Annotated in this window: 27 protein-coding genes; 16 read left to right on the top strand and 11 right to left on the bottom strand. The window is 67.4% G+C overall.

What is annotated here, in order from left to right; genetic code table 11:
• Positions 1–33 precede the first annotated feature (33 nt).
• On the top strand, positions 34–414 hold the full coding sequence (locus XAN126_RS0122565; RefSeq protein ID WP_024280825.1) for a tautomerase family protein: 381 nt from the start codon (positions 34–36) through the stop codon (positions 412–414).
• A gap of 136 nt (positions 415–550) precedes the next feature.
• The gene (locus XAN126_RS0122560; RefSeq protein WP_024280824.1) at positions 551–886 is read left to right on the top strand and encodes a GIY-YIG nuclease family protein; all 336 of its coding nucleotides are present in this window, start codon (positions 551–553) and stop codon (positions 884–886) included.
• Between the two features lie 113 nt (positions 887–999).
• On the opposite strand, the gene XAN126_RS0122555 is transcribed toward XAN126_RS0122560, so the two are convergent.
• From XAN126_RS0122555 to XAN126_RS0122525, 7 genes are all read right to left on the bottom strand, one after another.
• Positions 1000–2079: a ring-opening amidohydrolase gene (locus tag XAN126_RS0122555; RefSeq protein WP_024280823.1), complete on the bottom strand. Its 1080-nt coding sequence runs from the start codon at positions 2077–2079 to the stop codon at positions 1000–1002.
• 10 nt (positions 2080–2089) lie between these two features.
• Positions 2090–2863: an ABC transporter permease gene (locus XAN126_RS0122550; RefSeq protein ID WP_024280822.1), complete on the bottom strand. Its 774-nt coding sequence runs from the start codon at positions 2861–2863 to the stop codon at positions 2090–2092.
• Positions 2860–3687 (bottom strand): ABC transporter ATP-binding protein, encoded by an 828-nt coding sequence (locus XAN126_RS0122545; protein WP_024280821.1) that lies wholly within the window; start codon positions 3685–3687, stop codon positions 2860–2862. The genes XAN126_RS0122550 and XAN126_RS0122545 overlap by 4 nt, the downstream gene beginning before the upstream one ends.
• Positions 3684–5120: an allantoinase AllB gene (gene allB, locus XAN126_RS0122540; protein ID WP_024280820.1), complete on the bottom strand. Its 1437-nt coding sequence runs from the start codon at positions 5118–5120 to the stop codon at positions 3684–3686. The genes XAN126_RS0122545 and allB overlap by 4 nt, the downstream gene beginning before the upstream one ends.
• Before the next feature lie 10 nt (positions 5121–5130).
• On the bottom strand, positions 5131–5922 hold the full coding sequence (locus tag XAN126_RS0122535) for an SDR family NAD(P)-dependent oxidoreductase (RefSeq protein ID WP_024280819.1): 792 nt from the start codon (positions 5920–5922) through the stop codon (positions 5131–5133).
• A gap of 101 nt (positions 5923–6023) precedes the next feature.
• A complete protein-coding gene (locus XAN126_RS0122530) occupies positions 6024–7079 on the bottom strand; it encodes an ABC transporter substrate-binding protein (RefSeq protein WP_024280818.1) in 1056 nt (351 codons plus the stop codon).
• A 24-nt stretch (positions 7080–7103) separates the two neighbouring features.
• Entirely contained in the window at positions 7104–7862 is a 759-nt protein-coding gene (locus tag XAN126_RS0122525) for a cysteine hydrolase family protein (RefSeq protein ID WP_024280817.1), read from the bottom strand.
• Positions 7863–7995: 133 nt separating this feature from the next.
• On the opposite strand from XAN126_RS0122525, the gene XAN126_RS0122520 reads away from it, so the two are divergent.
• Both XAN126_RS0122520 and XAN126_RS26620 read left to right on the top strand, forming a co-directional pair.
• The gene (locus tag XAN126_RS0122520; protein ID WP_024280816.1) at positions 7996–8910 is read left to right on the top strand and encodes a LysR substrate-binding domain-containing protein; all 915 of its coding nucleotides are present in this window, start codon (positions 7996–7998) and stop codon (positions 8908–8910) included.
• Positions 8911–9013: 103 nt separating this feature from the next.
• A complete protein-coding gene (locus XAN126_RS26620) occupies positions 9014–9388 on the top strand; it encodes an NADPH-dependent FMN reductase (RefSeq protein ID WP_245272323.1) in 375 nt (124 codons plus the stop codon).
• Between the two features lie 222 nt (positions 9389–9610).
• Here XAN126_RS26620 and XAN126_RS0122510 read toward each other — a convergent pair whose 3' ends face one another.
• Positions 9611–10405 (bottom strand): DNA-binding transcriptional regulator, encoded by a 795-nt coding sequence (locus XAN126_RS0122510; RefSeq protein WP_024280815.1) that lies wholly within the window; start codon positions 10403–10405, stop codon positions 9611–9613.
• Between the two features lie 307 nt (positions 10406–10712).
• Here XAN126_RS0122510 and XAN126_RS0122505 point away from each other — a divergent pair, with 307 nt between their 5' ends.
• From XAN126_RS0122505 to XAN126_RS0122470, 8 genes are all read left to right on the top strand, one after another.
• Entirely contained in the window at positions 10713–11654 is a 942-nt protein-coding gene (locus XAN126_RS0122505; protein WP_024280814.1) for a 3-carboxyethylcatechol 2,3-dioxygenase, read from the top strand.
• Between the two features lie 43 nt (positions 11655–11697).
• Positions 11698–12891 carry an acyl-CoA dehydrogenase family protein gene (locus tag XAN126_RS0122500; protein ID WP_024280813.1) on the top strand — a complete coding sequence of 398 codons (1194 nt, stop codon included), beginning with the start codon at positions 11698–11700 and terminating at the stop codon, positions 12889–12891.
• A 9-nt stretch (positions 12892–12900) separates the two neighbouring features.
• Positions 12901–13476 (top strand): flavin reductase family protein, encoded by a 576-nt coding sequence (locus tag XAN126_RS0122495; RefSeq protein ID WP_024280812.1) that lies wholly within the window; start codon positions 12901–12903, stop codon positions 13474–13476.
• A 2-nt stretch (positions 13477–13478) separates the two neighbouring features.
• Complete coding sequence (locus XAN126_RS0122490) at positions 13479–14345, top strand: alpha/beta fold hydrolase (RefSeq protein ID WP_024280811.1); 867 nt, start codon at positions 13479–13481, stop codon at positions 14343–14345.
• Between the two features lie 6 nt (positions 14346–14351).
• On the top strand, positions 14352–15158 hold the full coding sequence (locus XAN126_RS0122485; RefSeq protein ID WP_024280810.1) for a fumarylacetoacetate hydrolase family protein: 807 nt from the start codon (positions 14352–14354) through the stop codon (positions 15156–15158).
• Positions 15155–16102 (top strand): acetaldehyde dehydrogenase (acetylating), encoded by a 948-nt coding sequence (locus tag XAN126_RS0122480; protein WP_024280809.1) that lies wholly within the window; start codon positions 15155–15157, stop codon positions 16100–16102. The genes XAN126_RS0122485 and XAN126_RS0122480 overlap by 4 nt, the downstream gene beginning before the upstream one ends.
• Positions 16102–17133, top strand: a complete 1032-nt coding sequence (gene dmpG / locus XAN126_RS0122475) for a 4-hydroxy-2-oxovalerate aldolase (protein WP_024280808.1) — start codon at positions 16102–16104, stop codon at positions 17131–17133. The genes XAN126_RS0122480 and dmpG overlap by 1 nt, the downstream gene beginning before the upstream one ends.
• Positions 17134–17288: 155 nt before the next feature.
• On the top strand, positions 17289–18491 hold the full coding sequence (locus XAN126_RS0122470) for an MFS transporter (protein ID WP_038225359.1): 1203 nt from the start codon (positions 17289–17291) through the stop codon (positions 18489–18491).
• A 130-nt stretch (positions 18492–18621) separates the two neighbouring features.
• On the opposite strand, the gene XAN126_RS0122465 is transcribed toward XAN126_RS0122470, so the two are convergent.
• Entirely contained in the window at positions 18622–19398 is a 777-nt protein-coding gene (locus tag XAN126_RS0122465) for an enoyl-CoA hydratase-related protein (RefSeq protein ID WP_024280806.1), read from the bottom strand.
• Positions 19399–19419: 21 nt separating this feature from the next.
• Entirely contained in the window at positions 19420–20442 is a 1023-nt protein-coding gene (locus XAN126_RS0122460) for a zinc-binding dehydrogenase (protein WP_024280805.1), read from the bottom strand.
• Between the two features lie 164 nt (positions 20443–20606).
• Between XAN126_RS0122460 and XAN126_RS0122455 the strand changes: the two genes are divergently transcribed.
• The gene (locus XAN126_RS0122455; RefSeq protein WP_024280804.1) at positions 20607–21773 is read left to right on the top strand and encodes an acyl-CoA dehydrogenase family protein; all 1167 of its coding nucleotides are present in this window, start codon (positions 20607–20609) and stop codon (positions 21771–21773) included.
• Here XAN126_RS0122455 and XAN126_RS0122450 read toward each other — a convergent pair.
• The gene (locus XAN126_RS0122450) at positions 21739–22305 is read right to left on the bottom strand and encodes a MarR family transcriptional regulator (RefSeq protein WP_024280803.1); all 567 of its coding nucleotides are present in this window, start codon (positions 22303–22305) and stop codon (positions 21739–21741) included. The genes XAN126_RS0122455 and XAN126_RS0122450 overlap by 35 nt on opposite strands.
• A gap of 208 nt (positions 22306–22513) precedes the next feature.
• Between XAN126_RS0122450 and XAN126_RS0122445 the strand changes: the two genes are divergently transcribed.
• The 3 genes from XAN126_RS0122445 to aliB all read left to right on the top strand — a co-directional run bounded on the left by XAN126_RS0122445 (position 22514) and on the right by aliB (position 25441).
• Positions 22514–23284, top strand: a complete 771-nt coding sequence (locus XAN126_RS0122445; protein WP_024280802.1) for an SDR family NAD(P)-dependent oxidoreductase — start codon at positions 22514–22516, stop codon at positions 23282–23284.
• A gap of 11 nt (positions 23285–23295) precedes the next feature.
• Positions 23296–24078: a 2-ketocyclohexanecarboxyl-CoA hydrolase gene (gene badI, locus XAN126_RS0122440; RefSeq protein WP_024280801.1), complete on the top strand. Its 783-nt coding sequence runs from the start codon at positions 23296–23298 to the stop codon at positions 24076–24078.
• A 190-nt stretch (positions 24079–24268) separates the two neighbouring features.
• Entirely contained in the window at positions 24269–25441 is a 1173-nt protein-coding gene (gene aliB, locus XAN126_RS0122435) for a cyclohexanecarboxyl-CoA dehydrogenase (protein WP_024280800.1), read from the top strand.
• Positions 25442–25451 lie beyond the last annotated feature (10 nt).

Raw genomic sequence — 25451 nt, 5'->3', positions numbered from 1 at the left:
GTTTCGACATCGATCAACGGGAAGGACCCCCCAATGCCTCTCACGCACATCTCCCTCAGGGCCGGCAAGCCGGAAGCCTATCGCCGCGCCATTTTCGACAGCCTCGCGCGCGCGATGCATGAGACGTTCAACGTGCCGCGCGACAACCAGTTCATGACCATTACCGAGCTTTCGGCCGAGAACTTCCGGTTCGATCCCTCCTATATGGGCATCTCGCGCACCGAAGATGTGGTGTTCATCCAGATCGCCGCGAACGACACCCGCACGGTGGAGCAGAAGAAGGAGACGTTCCGGCGCATCGCCCTCTATCTCAGCGAGAGCCCCGGCCTTCGGCCTGAGGATGTCTTCGTCAACCTCATCGAGGTGAAGAAGGAGAATTGGTCGCTCGGCAACGGCGTGGCCCAATACGCCTGAGCGTCGGTTTGGTCTGCGCCCGCCTGCAGGGCGGGTTGGGCGCCGCCAGCGGTCAAACGGCGAGGTCTCCGTTTGATGCCAATATTTACCCCGATGCAAAATCAATCTATATCATCCGGGTAAATATGGAGGCGTCATGGACAGGCAGGAGCGCAAGGCGGCCGTCGCGGCCTATCGGCAACGCAAGCCCGCATTGGGAGTCTATGCGATCGTCTGCACAGCGACGGGGGACGTGTGGGTCGGTACCAGCCCCACCGTAGACACGCACAAGAACAGGATCTGGTTCGAACTGGGCATCGGCCGGCACGCCAACGAGGCGCTGCAAACCGCGTGGCGGGCGCATGGTGCCTCCGAATTCCGATATGAGGAACTCGACCGGCTGCGGGAGGACTTCCCCGATTTTGACCGGGACAACGAACTCAAGAAGCGTCGCGCCCTCTGGCAGACGCGATTGCGCGCCGCATCGCTCTAGCGCGGCATTCTTCAGTCGGGCAGAGCCGGGCACTGGAGAGGCGCCAAACGTGGGAAGGCTGGCGCTCGTTCCATGACAGGGGCGCTTGCTGGGCCGAGATGAAAGCAGGCGAATTACCTGCGTTCGGCCGCCGTGCGCGCACCGATGACGGCCACCGGGCCGCCGCCATCCGGTCCTTGATGTTCGGCGCCGCCGGAGACATAAATCTCCGTGTGGCCGACCACGCCGGCCAAGGCGCCGGCGACGAAGGCGCGGGCGTGGCGGGTGGAGGAGATGTCGCTGTCGTCCAGCATGGTGTGGCGTTTGCCACGGATGAGGCCGCTGCGGCTCGCCTCGGCCTTGGCGAGCACGATGGTGTCTTCTCCCGGCGCGCCGCCCAGCGTGCCGATGGCCTCGCGCACCGGCGCGACGTCGATGGCATCCGCCATGACCGCATGGGCGATGACGAGCGGGCCGCTCCAGCTCTTCGACATGCCGAGCACGACGATCTCGTGGCCCAGAAGTTCGATGCCGCTCGAGCAGCTGGCGCGGCCGGACCACAGGCCGTAGTCGGCGCAGATGGCGGCGTCGGAAAGGGCTTCCTCCGCAATCTCCCCTAGCGCCAGCGCGATGCCGAGCGCGCTGGCGCCGCGCGAGAGGCCCATGGATTTCAGCGTGTCGGAGGTCGCCGTGGTCGCGCCCCGCGCCTCGGCCTCGCGCACGCGGGCGGCCGTGAGAAGCGGGCACTTCACCTGCACGAAATGGACGTCGCCGGCGTCACTGATGCCGGCCGCTTCCATGGCCCGTCGCACGCCTTCGGCCACCGAAAACACCTGCCCCATCCGCCCGAGATGCTCGGAGGGAAGGTCCGGCGTATGCGCGCGGCCGACGGCGAGGGCAGGGCAAGCGCCGTTCGCAACGGCCTCGACCACCTCGAACACAAGCAGGTGGGGCGACATCCCGCCCTCGGTGCCGCCGGACATGACGAGGCACACCTCATCCGCCGCGCGGCCGAGATGAGAGCGCAGCAGTGCCTGCAAGGCGGAGACAGCGAAGCCGCGGGAGAAGTCGTTGACGCAGCCGTTGCCCTCGGTCTTGCCGAAGATGGCGAGGATGCCCTCGGGCGCGATGGCGCCGGAGGCGATGGCGGCGGCAAGACCGGACACGTCGTCGGGGCTCGCCGTGGGGATGCGGTGGACCTTGGCAGTGAGCATGGCGCGTGTCTCAGGCGAAGTCCGCCCCGTCCTTGCGCCGCGCCCAGCCGATCACCCGCCCTTCGATGAGGGAGAAGATGGCGTAGAGGCCGACGCCCAGCAGCGCCAGCACGAGCAGCCCGGCGAAGACGAGGGGCACGTCGAAGGAGGAGGAGGCGATCATCATGAGGTTGCCGATGCCCTGGTTCGAGGCCACCGTCTCGGCGATCACCGTGCCCACGAAGGCGAGCGTCACCGACACCTTCAGGGAAGCGAAGAAATAGGGCATGGCGCGGGGCAGGCCGACATTGAACAGGATGTCGAGCTTGGTGGCGCGCAGCGCCTTCATCACGTCCTCCAGCTCCGGCTCCGTGGTGGCAAGGCCGGTGGCGACGTTCACCACGATAGGGAAGAGGCTCATGATCATGGCAGTGAGCACCGCCGGCACCGTGCCCGCCCCGAACCAGAGAACGAAGATCGGGACCACCGCCACCTTCGGGATGGAGGAAAAGCCGATCAGCAGCGGATAGCCCGTGTCATAGGCGAGGCGCGAGGAGCCGATGAGCACGCCCAGCAGCACGCCGCTTACGATGCCGAGGGCGAAGCCCACCAGCGTGGTGTAGAGCGTCTGTACCGTGTGCGGCCAGATGGCGGGAGCCTGCAGCCAGAGTGTTTCGAACACCTGGCTGGGCCGCGGCAGGACGATCTCCTTGATGTGGAAGATCACGCAGGCGAGTTCCCACACGACGAAGAAGCCGATGATGACGGCAGCGGAATTCAGGCGGCGGCGCAGGGCGTAGGTCATGCGGCGCTCTCCACTGCGGCGTCGGGCGCGCGGGCGGAGACGATCAGCTCGCGCAGGCGCTGGGTGAGCGAGACGAAGCCCGGTTCGTAGGTCATCTCGATGGTGCGCGGGCGAACGAAATCGACCGCGCAATCCTCGACGATCCGCCCTGGCCGGGCGCGCATGACGCACACGCGATTGGCGAGATAGCCGGCTTCCTTGAGATCATGGGTGACGAGCAGCACGGTCGGGCGACGCGTCAGCCACAGGTCCTGAAGGATGGCCCACAATTCCTCGCGGGTGAACTGGTCGAGGGCGCCGAACGGCTCGTCCAGCATCAGGAGCTGGGGGTCGTGGATCAGCGCGCGGCAGAGCGAGGCGCGCTGAAGCATGCCACCGGAGAGCTGCCAAGGAAACTTGTCGCCGAAGCCTGCGAGGCCCACCTGCTCCAGCAGGGCGTCGGCGCGGTCGCGGAACTCGGTCTTCTTCTTGGCGCGGTATTGCTGGCGGAAGGGCGGCACGATCTTCAGCGGCAGCATCACGTTCTGCCGGATGGTGAGCCACGGTAGCAGGGTCGGGTTCTGGAAGGCCATGCCCACCCGCACCGGTTCGGCACCGACCTCGCGCTGGGCCACGAACACCCAGCCGGCCGAGGCGGGGATGAGCCCCGTCACCAGCTTCAGGATGGTGGACTTGCCGCAGCCGGAGGGGCCGACGAGGGCGACGAAATCGCCCTTGCCCACCTTGAGATTGGTGGTGCCGAGCGCTTCCACGGTGCGCTCGCCGTGGCCGTAGGTGAGGCGCACGTCCTGGAGATGGACGAAGGGAGGGGCATCCTCGTTCATGCCGCCGCCTCCGGCCGGTGGGCGATGACGGCCGCCAGGGTTTCATCGGTATGCAGCGGCTTCGCCTCCGGCATCTGCTGGATGGCGTGGACCGAGCGACCGTGGCCCTTCGTGTCCGCCATCAGCGCGCGATCCTTCATCACGAACCGCCCGCGCACCATGGTGTGGCGCGGCAGGCCCACCACGCCCCGTCCGTCCCAGGGGGAGATCTTGGAGCGGGACTGGAGATCGGCGTCGCGCAGCGTCCAGGCATGGTTCAGGTCCACGAAGGCAAGGTCCGCGTCGGCGCCGGGCAGGATGGCGCCCTTCTTCGGGTAGAGCCCCCACACCTTGGCTGGGTTCACCGCGCTCCAGCGCACATAGTCGCGGATGTCGTAGCGGCCGGCCGCGACCTCGGTGAGCATGAGCGGCATCTGCGTCTCGACGCCGGGGAAGCCGCAATCCACGCTCCAGATGTCGGCGCGGGTCTTCTCCTCCGGCGTGTGCGGGGCGTGATCGGTGGCGATGATGTCGATGGTGCCGTCGAGGAGGCCGGCCCAGAGCGGTTCGTTGTTCACGCTCTCTCGCACCGGCGGGTTGACGCGGATGATGCCGCGGCAGCGGGCGTAATCGTCCTCGCCCAGCATCAGGTAGTGGGGGCAGGTCTCGCCGGTGATGTCGACGCCGCGTGCCTTGGCGTCGCGCAGCGGGCCGAGCTCGGCGGCGGAGGAAATGTGCAGGATATGGATCCGCGCCCCGGTCCATTCGGCGAGGATGGCGGCGCGGGCCACGGCTTCCACCGCCACAACGGCGGGGCGGGAGGCGAGATGGGCGAGCGGGTCGTTGCGGCCGCTCTCGGTCAGGCGCTTCTGGCGCCGTTCCATCACCGAATTGGTCTCGGCATGCAGCGAGATGCGCTTGCCGGTGGGCGCCACCCTCTCGAACGCCTCCAGCATCGCCCCCGTGGAGGGCGTCGGGATGCGGCCGAAGGTGTTCCCCATGTAGCACTTGAAGCCGATGATCCCGGCCTCGATCAGCTCCGGCACCTTGTCGATGGTGTCTTCGCCGAGCACCGCATAGAGGCCGTAGTCCACATGCGCCTTGGAGGAGGCGATGGCGTGCTTGGCCCTGAGCGTCTCCCCGTCCGCCACGGTGGGGATGGTGTTGGGCATGTCGAACACGGTGGTCACACCACCGAAGGCCGCGGCGGCGGTGCCGCTCTCGAAGTCTTCCTTGTGGGTGTAGCCGGGATCGCGGAAGTGCACATGCACGTCGATGGCGCCGGGCAGGATGGTGAGGCCCGAGGCGTCGAAGGTCTCCTTCGTCTCCGGCATGGCATCGGGCGCGCCCACGGCGACGATGGTCCCGCCGCGGATGGCGATGGAGGCTTCGATGACCGTCTCGGGGGAGACAATGCGCCCGCCATGGATGACGAGATCGACCGGTTCGTTCATGTCATCCTCCTCAGAGCATTGCCCAGCCGCCGTCGACCGGCATGTCGATGCCGGTGAGCTGGCGGGATACGTCGCTGGCGAGGAACAGGCAGGCATTGGCCACGTCCTCGTCGGTGGTCACGCGGCGCAGGGCATAGTCCGCCGCGTGGCGGGCCATGGCTTCCTCCAGCGTGATGGAGAGCTTCCTCGCCATGTCGGCGCAGACCTTCTCGCGGAAGCGCGGGCCATCCACCATGCCGGGCTCCACGCAGTTCACGTTGATATTGTGCGGCCCCACCTCCAGCGCGAAGCTCTTGGTGATGCCGCGCAGGCCCCATTTGGAGGCCGAATAGGCCATGCGCCCGGCCCGCCCGCGCATGCCGAAGGTGCCGCCCACATTGACGATCTTGCCATAGCGGCGCTCGATCATGGTGGGCAGCACGGCGCGCATGGTGTGGAAGCAGCCGTTCATGTTGAGGGTGACGATCTCGTCGAACTCCGCCGGCGTCGTCTCCACACCGGTCTTGCCGATGGGGCCGGAGCCGCCGGCCACATTGACGAGGATGTCCACCGTGCCGAAGGCTTCGACCGTCCGCGCGGCGGCTGCTTCGCAGGCATCGGCATCAGTCAGATCGCAGGCGATGACGATGGCCTCGGCGCCGGCAGCGCGGACTTCGTCGGCGATTGGCGCGATGGCCGCCGTGTCACGGCCGATGAGGGCGAGGCGGCAGCTTTCGGCCGCGAAGGCGCGGGTGATGGCGGCGCCCATGCCCTTGGCGGGGCCGGTGATCAGCGCGACGCGATCCTTGAGCTTGAGATCCATGGGAGGTCCGTTGGGTAGGGGGCGGGCGCCGCTCCGCTCGAGGGAGCGGCGCCGGGTCGGGACGTCGGAACGTCTGGTTCAGAACAGCTCGTTCAGAACGTTCAAAACAGCTTCTTGGGCAGGTCCGCCACCGGCGGCAGGAAGGCGGGGTCGAAGATCTGCGAGGCCTTCGGGGTGGTGGGCAGCTTGTTGGCGTCCACCAGGATGTCGATGGACTCCTGCAGGCGCTTCATGTCCACGTTGCCGAGGCCGATCTTGGCGATCTCCGGGTGGTTCATCTCCGCCTTCAGGGTGGCGTCGAGGCGCTCCGTCTCCACCGGGATCTTGATGAGGGGCTCGCGCTTGGCGACGGCAGCCACCGCTGCGTCCGGGTCCTTCAGCGTGTCGATGACACCCTTGTTGAGCGCGCGCAGGAAGCCCTTGATGGCTTCGGGATTGTTCTTGATGAGATCGGCGGAGACGATGATTCCGTTGGAATAAAGGTCCATGCCGTAGTCGCCGAAGTTGATGTAGCGCAGCTTGTCATCACCGGCGCCGATCAGCTTGGCGGAGAAGCGGATGGTGTTCACATAGCCGAACACCCCGTCCACCTGGCCCTGCATCAGCATCTGCTCGCGCAGGTTCGGCTGCATGTTGGTGATCTTGATGCCCGAGCAGTCGATCTTCGCCATCTTGCAGAAGGCCGGGAAGAGCTTGAGCGCGCCATCGTTGGCGGCACCGCCCAGGGTCTTTCCTTCCAGGTCTTTCGGGGTCTTGATGGGGCTGTCGGCCTTCACCGCGATGGTGAAGGGCGGCTGGTTGAACATGATGTAGACGGCGACCGGCGCGCCTTCCGGCTTCTTGGCGGCCAGCTCGATGAGCGCGTTCACGTCGCCGAAGCCCATGTCATAGGTGCCGTTCGCCACCAGCGGCACCGCGGCGCCGGAGCCGTTGCCCTGGTCGAAAGTCACGTCGAGACCCTCGGCCTTGAAGTATCCGCGATCCTGCGCCAGGAAGAACATGCCCTGCGGGCCCTGATACTTCCAGTTGAGCACCATCTTCAGCTTGGTGTCCGCGAGCGCCGGCAAGCCGGCGGCGGCGGTGGACGCGACGCCGAGGGCAAGGGCAAGAACAAGTTTGCTGCGTGCGAGGCGTCGCGAGAGTGTCCGGAGTGTCATTCTGAAGGTCCCGTCTGGCTCTGGTTATTGTTGAGGCTGGTCGGCGAGGGCGGCCATCAGGTCGCCGCTCGAAAGCGTGACGCCGTAGAGCTGGCGCACGAGGAAGAGGATGGCGTCCGACACATAGGCCGGCGAGACGGTGGCGCAGGCGTCTTCCACCAGCAGGCAGCCGTAGCCGCGAAAGCTCGCGTCGCAGAGCGTGGAGAAGACGCAGCGGTCGATGTTCACGCCCGAGAACAGCAGCGTGTCGATGCCGCGGTTGCGCAGGATGGAGTCGAGCTCGTTGTCGTGGAAGCCGGAGAGGCGATGCTTGTGCACCACGAGGTCGCCCGGCTCCGGCGCCAGCGCGTCGATGGTCGCGGCGCCCCAGTCGCCTTCCACGAGAATGCGTCCCCGCCCTTCCACCGAGGGATCGGCATAGACGGGCCGCGTGCCCGCGCCCGATGCCTTGGCGAGGAGCGGGGCCGAGAGCTCCGCGCGATCCGCCCGCACGCCCCAGTTCACGAAAATGACAGGCAGGCCCGCCGCGCGGGTCGCGGCCGCCAGCGCCTGTAGTGTGGGCACGATGGCGAGGAGCGGCGCGGGATCGACACCGAGGCGGGGAAACCAGCCGTCGGGTTCGAGAAAATCGTTCTGCATGTCCACGATGACGAGCGCGGTGCGGGCGAGATCGATCTCGGCCGGCTGCGGCGCGCCGGGGATGGTCACCGGCCGGGGCGTCGGCACGGGACGGGCGAAGCGCAGTGGGGGCAGTTTCAGCGGGGGCTGGTCGGACGCGGACATAAGGAGCGTTCTCGCGACACGCCGGAGAGGAGCTCTCCTGCTGAGAGATGACATTGGCACGACGCAGTGATGCGATCCATTGCCGATTATTCCACATGCTGTAGCCTAAAAGGCTACGATGGGTGGAGACAGCATGCGGCACCTCAGATTCCTGCGCTACATGGACGAGGTGGCGCGCACCGGCTCCATTCGCGGCGCCGCCGACCGGCTCAACGTGACGCCGTCCGCCCTCAATCGCCGCATCATGGATCTGGAGGAGGAACTGGGGCTGAAGCTGCTGGAGCGGCGTCCCCGCGGCGTGCGCCTCACCTCGGCTGGCGAGGTCTTCCTCACCTATGTGCGCGAGCAGCTGAACGACGCCGATCGGATGCGCTCGCAGCTGGAGGATCTGCGCGGGCTGCGCCGGGGCACCGTGCGCATCGCCTGCAGCCAGGCGCTGGCGCACGATTTCCTGCCCCGGCAGATCGGCGCCTTCCGCAAGCGCTATCCGCTGATGACGTTCGAGGTGATGGTGGTGGACCACGAGCGGGCCATGGGCCTGCTGGTGGACTATGTGGTGGACCTCATTCTCGTCTTCCGCCCGCCGTTTCTTGGGCGCCTGAGGCCGATCATGACCCTGCCGCAGCGGCTCGTGGCGCTGATGCATGCGGACCACCCGCTCGCCCGCAAGGCGAAGCTGCGCCTCGCCGACTGCACCGGCCATCCCCTCGCCTTGCCGGAATTTTCCACCGGCGGACGGCAGATGATCGAGGAGCGGCTGTCCCGCGCGGGGCTGAAGCTGTCGGTGGCCGCCGAGACCAATTCCTTCGAGCTGCTGCGCGGCCTCGTCGCCCATACCGGCATGATTTCGTTCCAGATCGAAATCGGCGCGGAGCCGGACGCCATGCCGCCCGGCATCGTCGTGCGTCCGGTGGACGAGCGCGACCTGCCGAGCGCCGATCTGGTCCTGGGTCAGCTGCGCGACCGCAACCTGCCGCTGCCCAGCGCGCAGTTCGCCGAGCATCTGGCGGGCGCGCTGCGCGGGCGCATGGAGGTCCCGGCGGGGTAGCGGCGATGGCACGCACGCCCCGGGGCGCGGCAGCCGCGGTTGCGATTGTCCATCGCACCACAGGACGCCATTCTGCGCGTCCGTTGCATGGAAGACGAGCGACATGGGCACGACAATCAGGCTGATGCTGTTGAACGGCAGTCTCCGGCAGGGCTCGATCAATGGCGCGGTTCTCGCGACTGCTCACGCTCTCGCGCCGGTCGGCACCGAGGCGCTGCTCTATCAGGGTATTGCAGGCCTCCCCCACTTCAATCCGGACGATGATGTGGATCCGCTCCACCCCAACGTAGTCGAGCTGCGTGAGGGAATCGGCAAGGCCGACGCCGTGCTCATCTCGACGCCGGAATATGCCGGATCGCTGCCGGGGAGCTTCAAGAATGCTCTCGACTGGACCGTGGGCGGAGCCAGCCTCTGTGAGCGGCCGGTTGGGTGGATGCGTCCGCGGAAGGCCGTGCGCAGGATACCTATGCGGCGCTGAGACTCGTCCTGGAACGCGCCGGCGCCAGGATCATCGAGGCCGCTTGTCGCGACATTCCCGTCCCGAGGTCGGCCGTGGATGCGTCAGGCATCATCGCCGATCCCCACCTGCGTGCTGAGATCGGCTCGGTCGTCCGTTTGCTCGTCGCGGCAGCGAGCGGGTCTGCCTGAGGATCAGCCCGCCGACACGGCGGATGTGCCATAGACGGGGGCACGGGGCCGACTATGCGATCTCCACTTTCATTGTCTCCGCCTCCAGGGAATTCACCACCTTGCGCAGCGAGTCCAGATAGCGCGAGGCCGCGACCGCAGTCGTCATCGCCGACGCAATGTAGACCACGCTCAGGCAGCCCAGAAGACCTTGCGCGCTGCGGATCGGAACCGCGATCCCGGCCATCTTCGGCTCTTCCGTCCAGTTCATGTGGTTGAAGCCATATCCCTGCTGCACCACGCGGGCGAGCAGGTCGTTCAGGGCCGGGCGATCGCGGGCCAGCCGGCATTCCATTCGCGGCTGACGGGCAAGGAAATCGATGATGCGCTCTCGCTCATCCGCGGGACAGAAGGCGAGGTAGGCGGTGCCGCTGGCCGTCTGGAGCAGGGGCAGGCGCCGGCCGATCATGGAGCGATGGAACGAGAGCTTGCTAAAGCGGTGGGTGGTCTCGCGCACCACCATGGCGTCCACGTCGAAGGTGCACAGGTCCGTCGGCCAGCCCACCTCCCGCAGCAACTCGCCGAGCAGCGGCGAGGCCAGGGCCGAGATCCAGTGTTCGTCGCGAAAGCCTTCGCTGAGCTCGCGTACCCGAAGGTTCAGGCAGTAGCGGTCATCGGACTCGCTGCGCCGGACATATCCCTCCGTCTGCAACGTCTCCAGAAGACGTTGCACGGTGGTGCGATGCAGCTTGGTCAGCTCGGCGAGGCGCGCGACGTTCGCGCCGCCATCCATGCGGTTGAGGACATTGAGGAGCGCGAGCCCCCGGCTGAGCCCCCGGACGTTCTTGTAGCGGCTCGCCTCCGCCATGTGGTTTCGCTCCCGACCTTTTCGCCAGCATAGACCAGGCGCGAAACGTTCGGCGCATTGCACGCGCAAAGGCCCGCCGCGCCTCGATCTTCGCCCCGCGCCGATCGGCCTCCGGCTTTCGCGATAGCCCGGAATAATATTTGAAATCAATGATGTGCACCAGGTGCACATCCGAGCGGTTTGACGTTCCGTCTCCGCCGCCGCCGCCCCTACAGTGCACGCATTCAAAATGAAGAACACGACCTGGAGGGGGGAGCTGGCCACGCGCTGTCGTTGGCCCGCAGCTTCCAAGGTCGAGGGAGCCGACATGACCATCATGCTCAAGTGCCTCTCGCACACGCCTTTGCGCGGCCTGAACGATCCCGCGCCCGAGGTGACTGCGGAAGTCGATGTCGTGCTGGCCCGCGCCCGCGCCGAAGTGGAAGCATTCGACCCCGAGCTGATCGTGATTTTCGCGCCGGACCACTATAACGGTCTGTTCTACGATCTGATGCCGCCTTTCGTCATTGCAACGGCAGCGGAGTCGGTCGGCGATTACATGACGATGCATGGGCCGCTCTCGGTGGCACGGGATCTCGCGCTCGACTTGACCCGCTTCGTCCTCGACCACGACGTGGACGTCTCCCTGTCCCATCGCCTCCAGGTGGACCACGGCTGCACGCAGACGCTCGAGGAGCTGACCGGCAGCCTGACCCGCTATCCTGTCATTCCCATCATCATCAATTCCGTTGCCCCGCCCTTTGCGCCCTATCGGCGCGTGCGCCGCCTCGGCGAGGTGGTGGGCGAGTTCATCGCCACCCTCGACAAGCGCGTGCTCGTGGTCGGCACGGGCGGCCTCTCCCACGAGCCGCCGGTGCCGCTGCTGGAAGGCGCGCCGGAAGCCATCGGCGAATTCCTCATCTGCGGCCGCAACCCGTCGCCTGAGGCCCGTGCGGCGCGGCAGGAACGCACCATCGCCGCCGGCAAGATCTACGGCACGGACCTCTCCGCCCAGACGCCCCTCAACGCGGAATGGGACCAGGCCTTCATCGACCTGCTGCTCGGCGGAAAGCTCGATGCCGTGGACGACTTCAGCATCGAGGACATCTCGAAGGAGGCCGGCCGCTCCACCCACGAGGTGCGCACCTGGGTGGCCGCCTTCGCGGCGCTTGCCGCCGCGCGGAACGGATACACCGCCCGCCGCGACTACTACCGCCCGATCAATGAGTGGATCGCCGGCTACGGCGTCATGAGCGCCGAGCCACGCTGACAGCGTGCACGCGACCCCAGCGAGGAACGCCAGGAGAATTAGCATGTTGGACAGATCGAGCTGCACGCCCACCGAGACCGAGATCGTCGCCCGCGCGACGGCCTTGATCCCCTGGCTGCGGGAGCAGGCGGAGGCGGTGGAGAAGGCGCGCATGGTGCCGGGCGCCACCATCCAGGCCTTTCAGGATGCCGGCTTCTTCCGCATCCTCCAGCCGCGGCGCTGGGGCGGCTATGAGATGAGTCCCAACGTGCTCAACAGGGTGCTGATGGAGCTCGCCCGCGGCTGCCCCTCCAGCGCCTGGAACGTGATGGTGCTCGGCGTCCACCCGTTCGAGGTGGGCCTGCTCGATCCGCGCTGCGGCGACGAATTGTGGGGCGAGGACCCGACCCGGCTCGTCTCCTCCTCCTATGCCCCCTTCGGAACCGTGACGGCGGTGGAGGGCGGCTACGTGCTCAAGGGCGAGTGGCTCACCTCCAGCGGCTGCGACCATGCCGAGGGCGGTGCCTTCCTCGGGGGCCGCATCGCCGAGAACGGCGAGCAGGTGTTCCGCTCCTTCTGGGTGCAAAAATCGGATTTCGAGATCGTGGACGACTGGTTCGTCGTGGGTCTCGCCGGCACCGGCAGCAAGAAACTGGTGGTGCGCGAGGCGTTCGTGCCGGCCTATCGCAGCCATGTCATCGCCGCCTATGGCGAGGAGACCCACGGCCACGTGGAGAACCTCTACAAGATGCCGTTCTTCTACGTGTTCTACGCGGCCGTGTCGTCCGTCATCGTCGGCATGGCCCGCGGCATGGCCGATCTCTACATCGAGCACATGCGGCCGCGTCAGAACCTCAACCAGGCCGTCGGCGCGGCGGTGAACGACCCCTTCATCAAGGCTCGGCTCGGCGAGGCGACCGCGAAGATCCTGGGGGCGGAAACCCGCATCCTGCACAACACCGACGAGGCGTGGAGCTATGCCGAGCGCGGCGAGCTGGTACCCATCGACGTGCGCGTGCGCCACTTCGCCACCAACCAGTTCACCGGCGGCGAATGCTTTGACGCGGCCCACATGATCTTCAAGAAGACGTCGACGCGCGGCGTCTGGCTCAACAATCCCATGCAGCGCCAGCTGCGCGATATCCTGGTGGGTGCCAACCACATCACCCAGAACCAGGACAATATCGGCGACCTCCTCGGCGGCCAGATGCTCGGCAATCCCATGCCGGCCGCCAATCCCTTCGGCGTGCGCGCCTGAGGCCCGGCCATGACAGAGAACATCAACACACAGACCATCAACCAGCGTCTTGACTGGGCGGCCAGCGAGACCCTGCGCCACCTGCCCACCGCCAGCCCGGATGACCATCGCACCGGCATGCGGCACCTCGCCTCCGGCGTCTCCATAATCACCACGTGCGACTGCGAGACCAAGGTGGGCCTCACCGCCACGGCAGTGTGTTCCGTCACCGTCGATCCGCCCCGCATGGTGGTGCTGGTCAACAAGAAGGTGGCCGCAGCCGACAGCATCCTCGCCAGCGGCTCCCTGTGCATCAACGTGCTCTCCGCCGGGCAGGCGCACCTCGCCAAGGTGTTCGCCGGCATGGTGGAGGGCGTGTTCGGCCCCGCCCGTTTCGAGCATGGAAGCTGGCAGACCCGCGTCTCCGGCGCGCCCGTGCTGGAGGGGGCGCTCGCCACCTTCGACTGCCGGGTGGTGAAGGTGTTCGACGAGAGCACCCACCACGCCTTGCTGTGCGAGGTGCTGGACGCCTCAGAGCCGCCGGGCGGCGAGCCCCTGATCTATGTGAACGGCGCCTTCTGCCGTGTCAGCCCCCTGGAATCCTGAGCATGAGCGAACCCTTCACGGAAGCCGGCACCAGCCGCTTCGTCCGCGTGCCCGAAGCCGGCGGCGAACTCACCATCCATTGCAACGACTGCGATCCCGGCAATGCCCGCGAGACCGTGGTGATGCTGCACGGCTCCGGCCCCGGCGCGTCGGGCTGGGCCAACTTCAACCGCAACATCACGCCGCTGGTGGAGGCGGGCTATCGCGTGCTGCTGGTGGATTGCCCCGGCTGGAGCAAGAGCGACACCATCGTCTCCACCGGCTCGCGGTCCAACCTCAATGCGCGGGTGCTGGCTGGCGTGGTGGAAGCGCTGGGGCTGGAGCGCATCCACATCCTCGGCAATTCCATGGGCGGCCACAGCGCCGTTGCCTTCGCCCTCGACCATCCGGGCAAGGTTGGAAAGCTCGTTTTGATGGGCGGCGGCACGGGCGGGGCGAGCCCCTTCGCGCCCATGCCCACCGAGGGCATCAAGCTCCTCAACGCGCTCTATCGCGCGCCCACCATCGAGAACCTGAAGGCGATGATGGCCGTCTTCGTGTTCGATCCCAATGATTTGACCGAAGACCTCTACCGCACGCGCCTCGAGAACATGCTCCAGCGCCGCGACCATCTTGAGAACTTCGTCAAAAGCCTTGAGGCGAACCCGAAGCAGTTCCCCGATTTCGGCCCGCGCCTGGGCGAGATTTCGGCGCCCACCCTCGTCATATGGGGGCGCAACGATCGCTTCGTGCCGCTGGACGCCGGGCTGCGTCTCCTCGCCGGCATTCCGCGGTCGGAGCTGCACATCTTCGGCAATTGCGGGCACTGGGCCCAGTGGGAGCACGCCAACGCGTTCAACGCGCTGGTGCTCGAATTTCTTTCAAGGTGATCTGAGATGAGCACACAGCAGATCCGCGAAGCGGCGGACCGCCTCTTCGCCGCGGCGCGCACGGCCGCGCCCTGCGAGCCGGTGCGGGACCTGATCGGCCTCGACCTGAAGGCCGCCTACGAGGTCCAGTTCCTGAACACAAAGCGGGCGGTAGAGGAGGGGCGGCGCCTCGTGGGCCGCAAGATCGGCCTCACCTCGCGCGCCGTCCAGCAGCAGCTTGGCGTGGACCAGCCGGACTTCGGCGTTCTGTTCGCCGACATGGAGTATTGCGACGGCGAGGAGGTGCCCTTCGCCCGTCTGCTCCAGCCGAAGGCGGAGGCGGAAGTCGCCTTCGTGCTGAAGGCGGACCTTGCGGCGGCGGACGTCACCCCCACCGAGGTGTGCCGCGCCATCGATTATGTCGCCCCCGCCATCGAGATCGTCGGCAGTCGCGTGCAGAACTGGGACATCCGCATCTCGGACACCATCGCCGACAACGCCTCCAGCGGCGTCTACGTGATGGGCGGTCCGATCCGCCGGCTGGACGACACCGACCTCGCCGGCCTCGGCATGGTGCTCAACCGCAACGGCACCGCCGCCTCGTTCGGCAGCGGCGCGGCCTGCCTCGGCAACCCGCTCACCGCGGTGCTGTGGCTCGCCCGCACCTGCGCCGCGCTGGGAACGCCGCTGAAGGCTGGAGACGTGGTGCTCAGCGGCGCCCTCGGCCCCATGGTCCCCGTCGCGCCCGGCGATGTGCTGGAGGCGCGCATCGCGGGGCTCGGCGCCGTGAAGGTCGCCATCGGAACAGCCGGCACCACGGAGAAGCAGGCATGAGCACGCCCAAAATCAAGGCCGCGATCATCGGGTCGGGGAACATCGGCACCGATCTGATGATCAAGATCATGCGGATGTCGCGCCATCTGGAGATGGGCGCCATGGTGGGCATCGATCCCGCGTCCGACGGCCTCGCCCGCGCGGCGCGGCTCGGGGTGCCGGTGACCCACGAGGGCATCGAAGGCCTCACCCGCCTGCCCAATTACGCCGAGATCGGCGTGGTGTTCGACGCCACCTCCGCCAAGGCCCACATCGCCAACGACGCAGTGCTGCGGAAGGACGGCAAGAAGGTCATCGACCTCACCCCCGCCGCCATCGGCCCCTTCACCATCCCCGCCATCAACGGCGAGGCCAATCTCGACGCGTCCAACGTCAACATGGTCACCTGCGGCGGCCAGGCCACCATCCCCATGGTCCATGCCGTGCGCCGTGCCACCGACCGGGTGATCTGGGGCGAGATCGTCGCCTCCATCTCCTCGAAGTCCGCCGGCCCCGGCACCCGCGCCAATATCGACGAATTCACCGAGACCACCTCGAAGGCCATCGAGGTGCTGGGAGGTGCCGAGCGCGGCAAGGCGGTCATCATCCTCAATCCGGCCGAGCCGCCCCTCATCATGCGCGACACCGTCTTCACCCTGTCCCAGGGCGGCACGCGCGAGGCCATCGAGGCCTCCATCCTGGAGATGGTCGAGACCGTGAAGGCCTACGTGCCCGGCTATCGCCTGAAGCAGAAGGTGCAGTTCGAGGAGATCGGGAACAACGCGCCCGTCCGCATCCCCGGCGTCGGGCCGGTGTCGGGCCTCAAGACCACCATCATGCTCGAGGTGGAGGGCGCCGCCCACTATCTGCCGGCCTATGCCGGAAACCTCGACATCATGACCTCGGCCGCTTTGGTCTCCGCCGACCGCTGGGCCGCCCGTTTCCTTGCGAAGGAGGCCGCGTGATGGCCCGCCCGAACCCCGGCAAGCTCTACATCCAGGACGTCACCCTGCGCGACGGCATGCACGCCATCCGCCACCAGTATTCGCTCGACACGACCCGGGCCATCGCCCGGGCTCTCGACCGGGCCGGCGTGGACGCCATCGAGATCAGCCATGGCGACGGCCTCACCGGCGCCACCTTCAACTACGGCTTCGGTGCCCATGACGACCTGGAATGGATCGCGGCCGTTGCGGAGGAATGCAGCCGGGCGGTCGTCACCGTGCTGCTCATCCCCGGCATCGGCACGGTGCATGACCTGAAGGCGGCCTATGACGCGGGCGCCCGCTCGGTGCGGGTGTGTACCCACTGCACCGAGGCCGACGTCTCTCGCCAGCACATCGAGGCGGCGCGGGCACTCGGCATGGACACGGCGAGCTTCCTGATGATGGCGCACATGATCCCGGCCGAGAAGCTGGCCGAGCAGGCCAAGCTGATGGAGAGCTACGGCTCGGAATGCGTCTACGCGACGGACTCCGCCGGGGCCATGCTGCCGGAGGACTATACGCTGCGGGTGAAGACGCTGCGCGATGCGCTGAAGCCCGAGACGGAGATCGGCGTCCACACCCATCACAACCTCACCCTCGGCGTCGCCAATGCGGTGGCGGGCATCGAGGCGGGGGCGGTGCGGGTGGATGCGTCGCTGGCCGGCATGGGCGCGGGCGCGGGCAACGCGCCGCTGGAGGCGCTGATCGCCGTGCTGAACCGCAAGGGCATCGAGACCGGCTGCGACCTCAACATCCTGATGGACGCCGCCGATGATCTGGTGCGGCCCCTTCAGGACCGCCCCGTGCGGGTGGACCGGGAAAGCCTCTCGCTGGGCTATGCCGGGGTCTATTCCAGCTTCCTGCGCCACGCGGAGGCCGCCTCGAAGACCTACGGCGTCGACACCCGCGACATCCTCGCCGAACTCGGCCGCCGCCGCATGGTCGGCGGACAGGAGGACATGATCCTCGATGTCGCCCTCGATCTCGCCCGGGCGACCACCGCCGCCTGACAGCGCCGCTCAACACAGTTCACCGCGCCCGGTCCCGCATGGCTCATCCCGTGTGGGGCCGGGAGCACACCAAGAAGAACCGCGGGGCCTGCCGGCCACCGGCGGACGGACAAGACAGCGGCCGGAACAGGCCGCGCCGGATGGGAGGAAAGCAAATGTCGACTGCCTTGAAAACAAGCCCTGCGGGAAGCCGGGCGCTCCTTTACGTCTCGCTGGCCGCCGTGATCGAAGGCTTCGATCTGCAGGCCGCGGGCATCGCCGCCCCCAAGATCGGGCCGGCCTTCCACATGACGCCCCAGCAGATGGGGCTGTTCTTCTCCTCGGCCACCCTGGGCCTCATGATCGGGGCCCTGATCGGCGGCTATACGGCGGACCGCTGGGGCCGGCGCGCAGGCCTCCTCATCGCGCTGGTGGCCTTCGGCTTCGCCTCCATCGCGACCATCCTCGCCACCTCCGTGGAGGCACTGGTGGTGCTGCGCTTCCTCACCGGCGTCGGGCTGGGCGGCGCGCTGCCGAACCTCGTCTCCATCGCCTCGGAGGCGGTGGGGCCGGAGCGGAAGGGGCGGGCGGTGGCCCTCATGTATGCCGGCATGCCGCTGGGTGCCGCGGTGGCGAGCCTCGTCGCTTTGCTCGACCTGCATGGCGGGGACTGGCGCTCCATTTTCCTCGTGGGCGGCGTCCTGCCCCTGATCCTTGTGCCGTTCATCTACATGGGCCTGCCGCCGCTGAAGATGGCGGCCGGCACCTCCGGGCAGAAGACGCCGTGGACGGAGGTGTTCCGTCCCGACTCGATGGTCGCCACTCTGCTGCTCTGGGGTGCCTTCTTCCTCGGCCTGATGGTGGTCTATCTGCTCATGAACTGGCTGCCGCAGCTGCTGGTGGCGCAGGGCTTCTCGCGCAGCGAGGCGTCGCTCGCCCTCATCCTGTACAGCCTTGGCGGCGCCGTCGGCAGCCTCATCGGCGGGCGGGTGCTGGACGGGCGCCAGCGTGGCATCGCCATCGCCGCCAGCTTCGCCTTCGTGGCGGCCGCCCTCGCCATGCTGGGCCTGCTTCAGCCGGCGCTCGCCACCATGCTGTTCACCGTGACGCTGGTGGGCGTGGGCGTGCTGTGCGTGCAGTCCATCCTCTACGGCATCGCCCCCCAATGCTATCCGGCGGAAATCCGTGGCACGGGCGTGGGTGTCGTGGTTGCGGTCGGCCGCCTCGGCTCCATGGCCGGTCCGCTGCTCGCCGGGGTTCTGGTGGCGCAGGGCATCACGCCGGCCGGCGTGATGCTGGTGCTGGTGCCGGTCATCCTCGTCTGCGGCCTCGGCACCCTCGCTCTGGTGGCGCGCCGGTTCCGCCCGGTCCTCGCCTGAGCCTGTTCCCGCGCCTCGTACTGCACGGGGCGCGGGACCACCGCCGGAGGGAGATCAGCCACCCGGCGGTCCCCGAACGCGCCAGGGGCAGGACAGCGTGCGGGACCGGGCCGGTTTGTACCCCGTCTGGTCAGAGCCCGCGGAAGGTCGGCCTGCGTTTTTCCGCAAAGGCGTTCATGCCCTCGCGCCGGTCCTCAAGGGCAAAGGTGGCATAGAGGAGCCTGCGCTCCACATAGAGGCCCTCCTGGAGATGCGTCTCATACGCCTGGGTCACGGCTTCCTTGGCGAGGCGCACCACGGGCCGGGACGAGGTGGAGATTTGCGCGGCGATCGCGACCGCTTCCGCGACATGGGTGCCAGCGGGCACCACGCGACTGACGAGCCCCATCGCCTGCGCCTCTGCCGCGGACAGGGCCCGGCCGGTGAGGATCATGTCCATGGCCACCGCCTTGCCGACGATGCGCGTCAGGCGCTGGGTGCCGCCGGCACCGGGAATGATGCCGATGGTGGTCTCCGGCAGGGCGAAGCGGGCTGTCTGTGAGGCCACGATGATGTCGCACATCAGGGCCAGCTCGCAGCCGCCGCCGATGGCATGCCCCGACACCGCCGCGATGGTCGGCTTGCGGACCCGCGACACGCCTTCCCACGTGGCCGTGATGAGCTGCTCCTCATAGACTTCGGCGAAGGTCTTGTCCTTGATCTCCTTGATGTCGGCCCCGGCGGCGAAGGCCTTGTCCGATCCCGTGATCACGATCGCGCCGATGTCCCCGTCGGCATCGAAGGCGGCGGCGGCGTGGGACAGTTCGGAGGTGATCTGGTGGTTCAGGGCGTTGAGCGCCTCCGGCCGGTTGAGGGTGATAATGCCGACGGGCCCCTGCGTGGCGACGAGCACGGTCTCATAGGTCATGTCTATGGCCTTCGATTGAGTTTATGAGATGCGGATCAGGATCTTGCCCATGCGGGCCGGGTCTTCGAGGTGGGTGAAGGCGGAGGGCACGTCGGCCAGCGGGAAGGCGCGGTCGATGCGGGGCGTGAAGCCGCCGCCGTGCCACGCGAGGAGGAGGCGGCGGAATTCGTCCATGGAGCCCATGGTGGAGCCGTGCACCGACAATTGCCGGATGAACAGGCGCTGGAGGTCCGCCGAGGGATGGGCGCCCGTCGTCGCGCCGCAGGTCACGAGATGGCCACCGCGGGCGAGGGCCTTGAGGGAGGTGCCCCACGTGCGCTCGCCCACGTTGTCGATGACGAGATCTGCGCCTTCGCCTCCGGTCAGGGCCAGCACCGTCCTGGCGACGTCGGCGTCGCGATAGTCCAGAGCCCCGACGCCGAGGCTGCGGAAATGCGCGAGCTTGTCCGGCCCGGTCGTGGTGACGATGACCCGCGCGCCCGCCATGCGGGCGAGTTGCACGGCGGCATAGGAGACGCCGCCGCCGGCTCCCTGGACGAGCACCACCGTGCCCGGCCCGGCCGGCGCCTTGCCGAACACCATGCGCCAGGCGGTGAGGTGGGCGACGCCCAGCACGGCCGCTTGGTCCATATCCGCGTCGTCCGGCAGCTTCAGCAGAGCGCGCGCGGGGAGTGCCACATATTCGGCGAAGGTGCCGTGGCGGTGCTCGCCCAGAATCTTGGCGTGGTGGCAGAGAGGCTGGTCGCCGTTGAGGCAAGGCCGGCAGGTGCCGCAGAATTCGTAAGGGTAAAGGATCACCCGGTCGCCCGGAGCAACGCCCGATCCAGCAGGCGCCTCGGCCACCACGCCCACGCCGTCCACCCCCATGATGAGCGGCAGCTGGTGGGTGATGCCGGCGCCCGAGTCGCGCATGTAGAGATCGACGCGGTTGACCGATGCCGCGATCATCCGAACCTTTGCCCATCCCTCGGGCACGGCGGGTTCGGGCATGTCGCGAAGAGCCACGCCATGGGTGCCGCGTTCCGTCAACACAATGGCCTTCATGGTCTTCCTTCCCAAATCAAGATAATATATTGCCTTATTTCCGCAAGCCGAGCGCGGCGCGGGTGGGCTTAAGAATCCAATATTTATTGCGTAATGTCACCATCTTGCGGGTTGAGCCTCTCGCATATATAGGACAACATATTTCCACAATAGGGGAGGATGTCATGGCCTTGGATCCCGGGACCCTGTCCCAGCTGCTGGATGCGATCCGCCGGTTCGTCGACGAGCGGCTGATCCCCGCGGAGGCCGAGGTGGCCGAGACCGACGCCATTCCGGCCGCCATCGTCGCGGAGATGCGCGAGCTGGGCCTGTTCGGTCTCACCGCGCCGGAGGAGTATGGCGGCCTCGGCCTCGTGATGGAGGAGGAGGTGCTCGCCATTTTCGAGCTGGGCCGCGCCGCCCCCGCCTTCCGGTCCATGTTCGCCACCAATGTGGGCATCGGCATGCAGGGCATCGCCATCGACGGCACGGCGGAGCAGAAGGCGAAATATCTGCCGGGCCTTGCCTCCGGCGAGATCATCGGCTCGTTCGCCCTCACCGAGCCGGACGTGGGATCCGACGCGGGGTCGGTCAAGACCACGGCGCGCCGCGATGGAGACGTCTATGTGCTGAACGGCACCAAGCGTTTCATCACCAATGCGCCGCATGCCGGCCTGTTCACCGTGATGGCGCGCACCGATCCCGCCCAGAAGGGCGCTGCGGGCGTCTCGGCCTTTGCGGTGGAGCGTGGAACACCGGGCCTCACCACGGGCAAGCCGGAAAAGAAGATGGGCCAGCAGGGCGCCCATGTGTGCGATGTCATCTTCGACGATTGCCGCGTGCCGGCCTCTGCCTTGATCGGCGGCGTGGAGGGGCAGGGCTTCAAGACCGCCATGAAGGTGCTGGACAAGGGGCGCCTGCACATCGCCGCCGCCTGCGTGGGGCTCTCCGAGCGCATCCTGGACGACATGCTCGCCTATGCGGTGGGGCGCCGGCAGTTCGGCCGGCCGCTAGCCGATTTTCAGCTGCTCCAGGCCATGTTCGCCGATTCGAAGGCCGATGCTTATGCCGCCCGCTGCATGGTGCTCGATGCGGCGCGAAAGCGCGATGCCGGGCGGGACGTGAGCGTCGAGGCCTCCTGCGCCAAGATGTTCGCCTCGGAAGCGGTGGGGCGGATCGCCGATCGGAATGTCCAGGTCCACGGCGGCAACGGCTATATCCGCGAGTATCGCGCCGAGCAGCTCTATCGCGATGCCCGCCTGTTCCGCATCTACGAAGGCACCACGCAGATCCAGCAGATCATCATCGCCAAGGCTCTCACCGCCGAGGCGAAGGGACGCGCCGGACTCTAGGCGTCGGCGCGGCCGCCGCCACCGGTGCCTCCTCCTGGTGGCGGGCTGCGCTTTCCGGATCGATCGCCTTGAAGTTGTTCAGCATCTTGTCGAGGTAATGGATCATGTGGATCCGATCCTCGGTGGAGAAGCCCGCCAGCGCCGCATCGTAATAATCCGCGATGACCGGGCGCATGTTCGCATCCCAAAGGCTTCGTCCCTTGGGTGTCAGGCGGATGAGGCGCGAGCGGTTGTCGTTGGCGTCGACCGTGCGCTCCACATAGTCCATGGCCTCGAGCCGCTGCAGCACGCCGGCAAGGTTCTGGCGCGTGACCAGCAGGAAGGCGGCGAGGTCGCCCACGGCCACGCCCTCCGCGAACGCCGGGCGGGTGAGGGCGCCGAGCACGGCCCACTGCTGGGTGGTGATCTCGTAGTCGTCCAGCGCCCGCGTTCCGGTCTTATGCAACATGTTTGCGCATTGGTAGAGCCGGAAGAAGAGCCTGTTGCTCAGGCCCGGCGAAATCCCGCGTGAAGTGCCACCAGTCTTTGTCATGTCAGCACTTTGACCGCGCCGCACGGCTCGGTCAAGGGATCGGGACTCGGTCAAAATAAGGAAATATATTGACCTAAAATGCGGGAGCCGCTAAACCAGAAGTCACAAGAGCGACGGGCGTATCGGGGGGCGGGCGCTTCGCCGGAACAGGCGAAAATGCCGGGACCCTGCGCTTCGGCCCAGCCCACGATCATGGAGGACGACCACCGTGCGAGGCCTAAAGGGTAAAATAGTTGTCGTAACTGGCGGCGGCGGCGGAATCGGATCGGCAACTTGCCGGCGTTTCGCCGAGGAAGGCGCACGCGTGGTTGTCGCCGACATCGGCGCCGCGGCGGCCGAGAAGGTTGCCGAGGAGATCAAGGCGGCCGGCGGCGAGGCCGTCACCATGGTGGTGGACCTCACCGATGCCGCCGCCACTGCCGCGGCCGTGGCCGAGGTGGAGGGCGCCCTGGGGCCCATCGACATCCTGGTCAACAACGCGGGCTGGGACCTGTTCGTCCCGTTTCTGAAGTCGGAACCCGACTTCTGGAGCAAGATCATCGACATCAACCTGCGCTCGGTGCTGAACATCACCAAGCCGGTGCTTGCCTCCATGGTCGCGCGCGGCGTTGCCGGGCGCGTGGTCTCCATCGGCTCGGATGCGGGGCGGGTCGGCTCCTCGGGTGAGGCGGTCTATGCCGCCTGCAAGGCGGGCGTCATCGCCTTCATGAAGACCCTCGCCCGCGAGCATGCCCGCAACGGCATCACCTTCAACACGGTTTGCCCGGGCGTGACCGAGACGGCCATGCTGGAAAGCTTCATGGAGGCGGCCGGCGACAAGGACAAGCTGCGCACCGCCTTCACCCGCGCGGTGCCGCTTGGACGCCTCGGCAAGCCCGAGGACCTGCCCGGCGCCATCCTGTTCCTGTCCAGCGACGATGCCGCCTTCATCACCGGCCAGGTGATCTCGGTCTCCGGCGGCCTGACCATGCACGGCTGATGGAGGACATCATGAGCTATACCGACATCCTCTACGAGATCCGCGGCGGCGCCGCCTGGATCACCATCAACCGGCCAGACAAGTACAACGCCTTCCGCGGCCACACCGTGGACGAGCTGATCCATGCCTTCCAGACCGCCGGCTGGGATCGCAAGGTGGGCGCGATCGTGCTCACCGGCGCTGGCGACAAGGCCTTCTGCACCGGTGGCGACCAGTCGGCCCATGACGGCCAGTACGACGGGCGCGGCGTCATCGGCCTGCCCATCGACGAGCTGCAGAGCTTGATCCGCGACGTGCCGAAGCCGGTCATCGCCCGGGTGAACGGCTTCGCCATCGGCGGCGGCAACGTGCTCGCCACCATCTGCGACCTCACCATCGCGTCGGACAAGGCCCAGTTCGGGCAGGTCGGCCCCAAGGTGGGGTCGGTCGATCCGGGCTTCGGCACCGCCTATCTCGCCCGCGTGGTCGGCGAGAAGAAGGCGCGCGAGATCTGGTACCTCAACAAGCGCTACAGCGCCGCCGAGGCGCTGGCCATGGGCCTCGTCAACACGGTCGTTCCGCACGAGGAACTCGACGCCGAGGTGGACCGCTGGGTGGCCGAGCTGATGGAGCGCTCCCCCACGGCGCTCGCCCTCGCCAAGGTGTCCTTCAATGCCGACAGCGAGAACATCCGGGGCATCTCCGCCCTGGGGATGCGGGCGCTGAGTCTCTATTACGACACCGACGAAAGCAAGGAAGGCGGCGTCGCCTTCCGCGAGAAGCGCAAGCCCGACTTCCGCAAGTTCGGCAAGTAGGGCTTCACCGCCGCCGTCCGGTCCCGTCCCGCCAGGGAGGCGCAAGGGACAGGACGGCTCCGCCATGCCGCATGTCAGGGCGGCGGCATGGCGGACGACCACAGGGCCGCGCACGGGCGGCCGCGCCGAACCCGGCGGGGAAACGCCGGGGCAGCAAGAACAGCACGCAGGAAACCAAGGCAGGCAAGCCATGACACCCACGGCGTATCCAACGGTTTTCGATACTGAAGACCTCGTCGCCCTGCGCGATCTCGCGGCGAAATTCGCCGCCGAAAAGCTCGCGCCCGGCTACAAGGAACGCGAGCGCACCGGCACGTTCGGCAAGGATCTGGTGCGCGAGATGGGCAGCCTCGGCCTCATCGCGCCCGAGCTGCCTGAAGAATTCGGCGGCAGCGGTGCCGGCTCCATCTATTCGGGCGTCATCATCGAGGAGATCGCCAAAGGCGATTTCAACTTCGGCTATATCAACGTCCTCGCCTCGCTCAACGGTCAGATCCTCGCGAACTTCGCCAATCCCGAGATCAAGCGCCACTGGCTGCCGAAGCTGACCGCCGGCGAGATCCTGCTGGCCATCGCCCTCACTGAGCCGCGCGGTGGCTCGGACGCGGCCAATCTCGGCCTCCGCATGGAGCGCGACGGCGACCATTACGTCATCAACGGCGAGAAGACCTCCATCTCGGCCGCCGACCAGGCCGCCGCCGCCGTCGTCTTCGCCCGCACCGGACGGCCTGAGGACAAGGCGCACGGCGTCTCCGCCGTCTTCGTGGCCATGGACACCCCCGGCATCTCGACGACCCGTTTCACCGACCTCGGCCAGCATGCCATCGGCCGCGGCTCCATCTTCTTCGATAATGTGCGGGTGCCGGCCGATCACCTGCTCGGGGGGGAGAACAAGGGCTTCGTGCAGGTGATGCAGGGCTTCGATTTCTCGCGCTCGCTCATCGGCCTGCAATGCCTCGGAACGGCCCGCCAGTCCCTTGCCGAGGCGTGGGCCTATATCGGCGAGCGGCGCGCCTTCGGCAAGCCGCTGGCGGCCTTTCAGGGCATCACCCACCAGCTCGCCGACTTCGACACCCGTGTCGAGGGCGCCCGGCTGCTGAGCTACAACGCGCTGTGGCTGAAGGATAATGGCCTGCCCCACGTGGCCGAGGCGGCCATGGCCAAGTGGTGGCCGCCGCTGCTCGCCTATGAGGCGATCCACGCCTGCCTGCTGATCCACGGTCACGCCGCCTATTCCACCGAGCTGCCGTTCGAGCAGCGGCTGCGCGACGTGCTGGGCCTCCAGATCGGCGACGGCACCGCGCACATCATGAAGAACATCATCGCCCGCGAACGGGCGGGTCGGGTCGCGGTCAACGGCTGATCCGGAGACA

It is taken from the genome of Xanthobacter sp. 126 (genome assembly GCF_000526175.1).
Classification (GTDB): Bacteria; Pseudomonadota; Alphaproteobacteria; order Rhizobiales; family Xanthobacteraceae; genus Xanthobacter; species Xanthobacter aminoxidans.
Note: the sequence above shows the minus strand (reverse complement) of the source record. Positions and strands in the feature narration are given on the sequence as shown.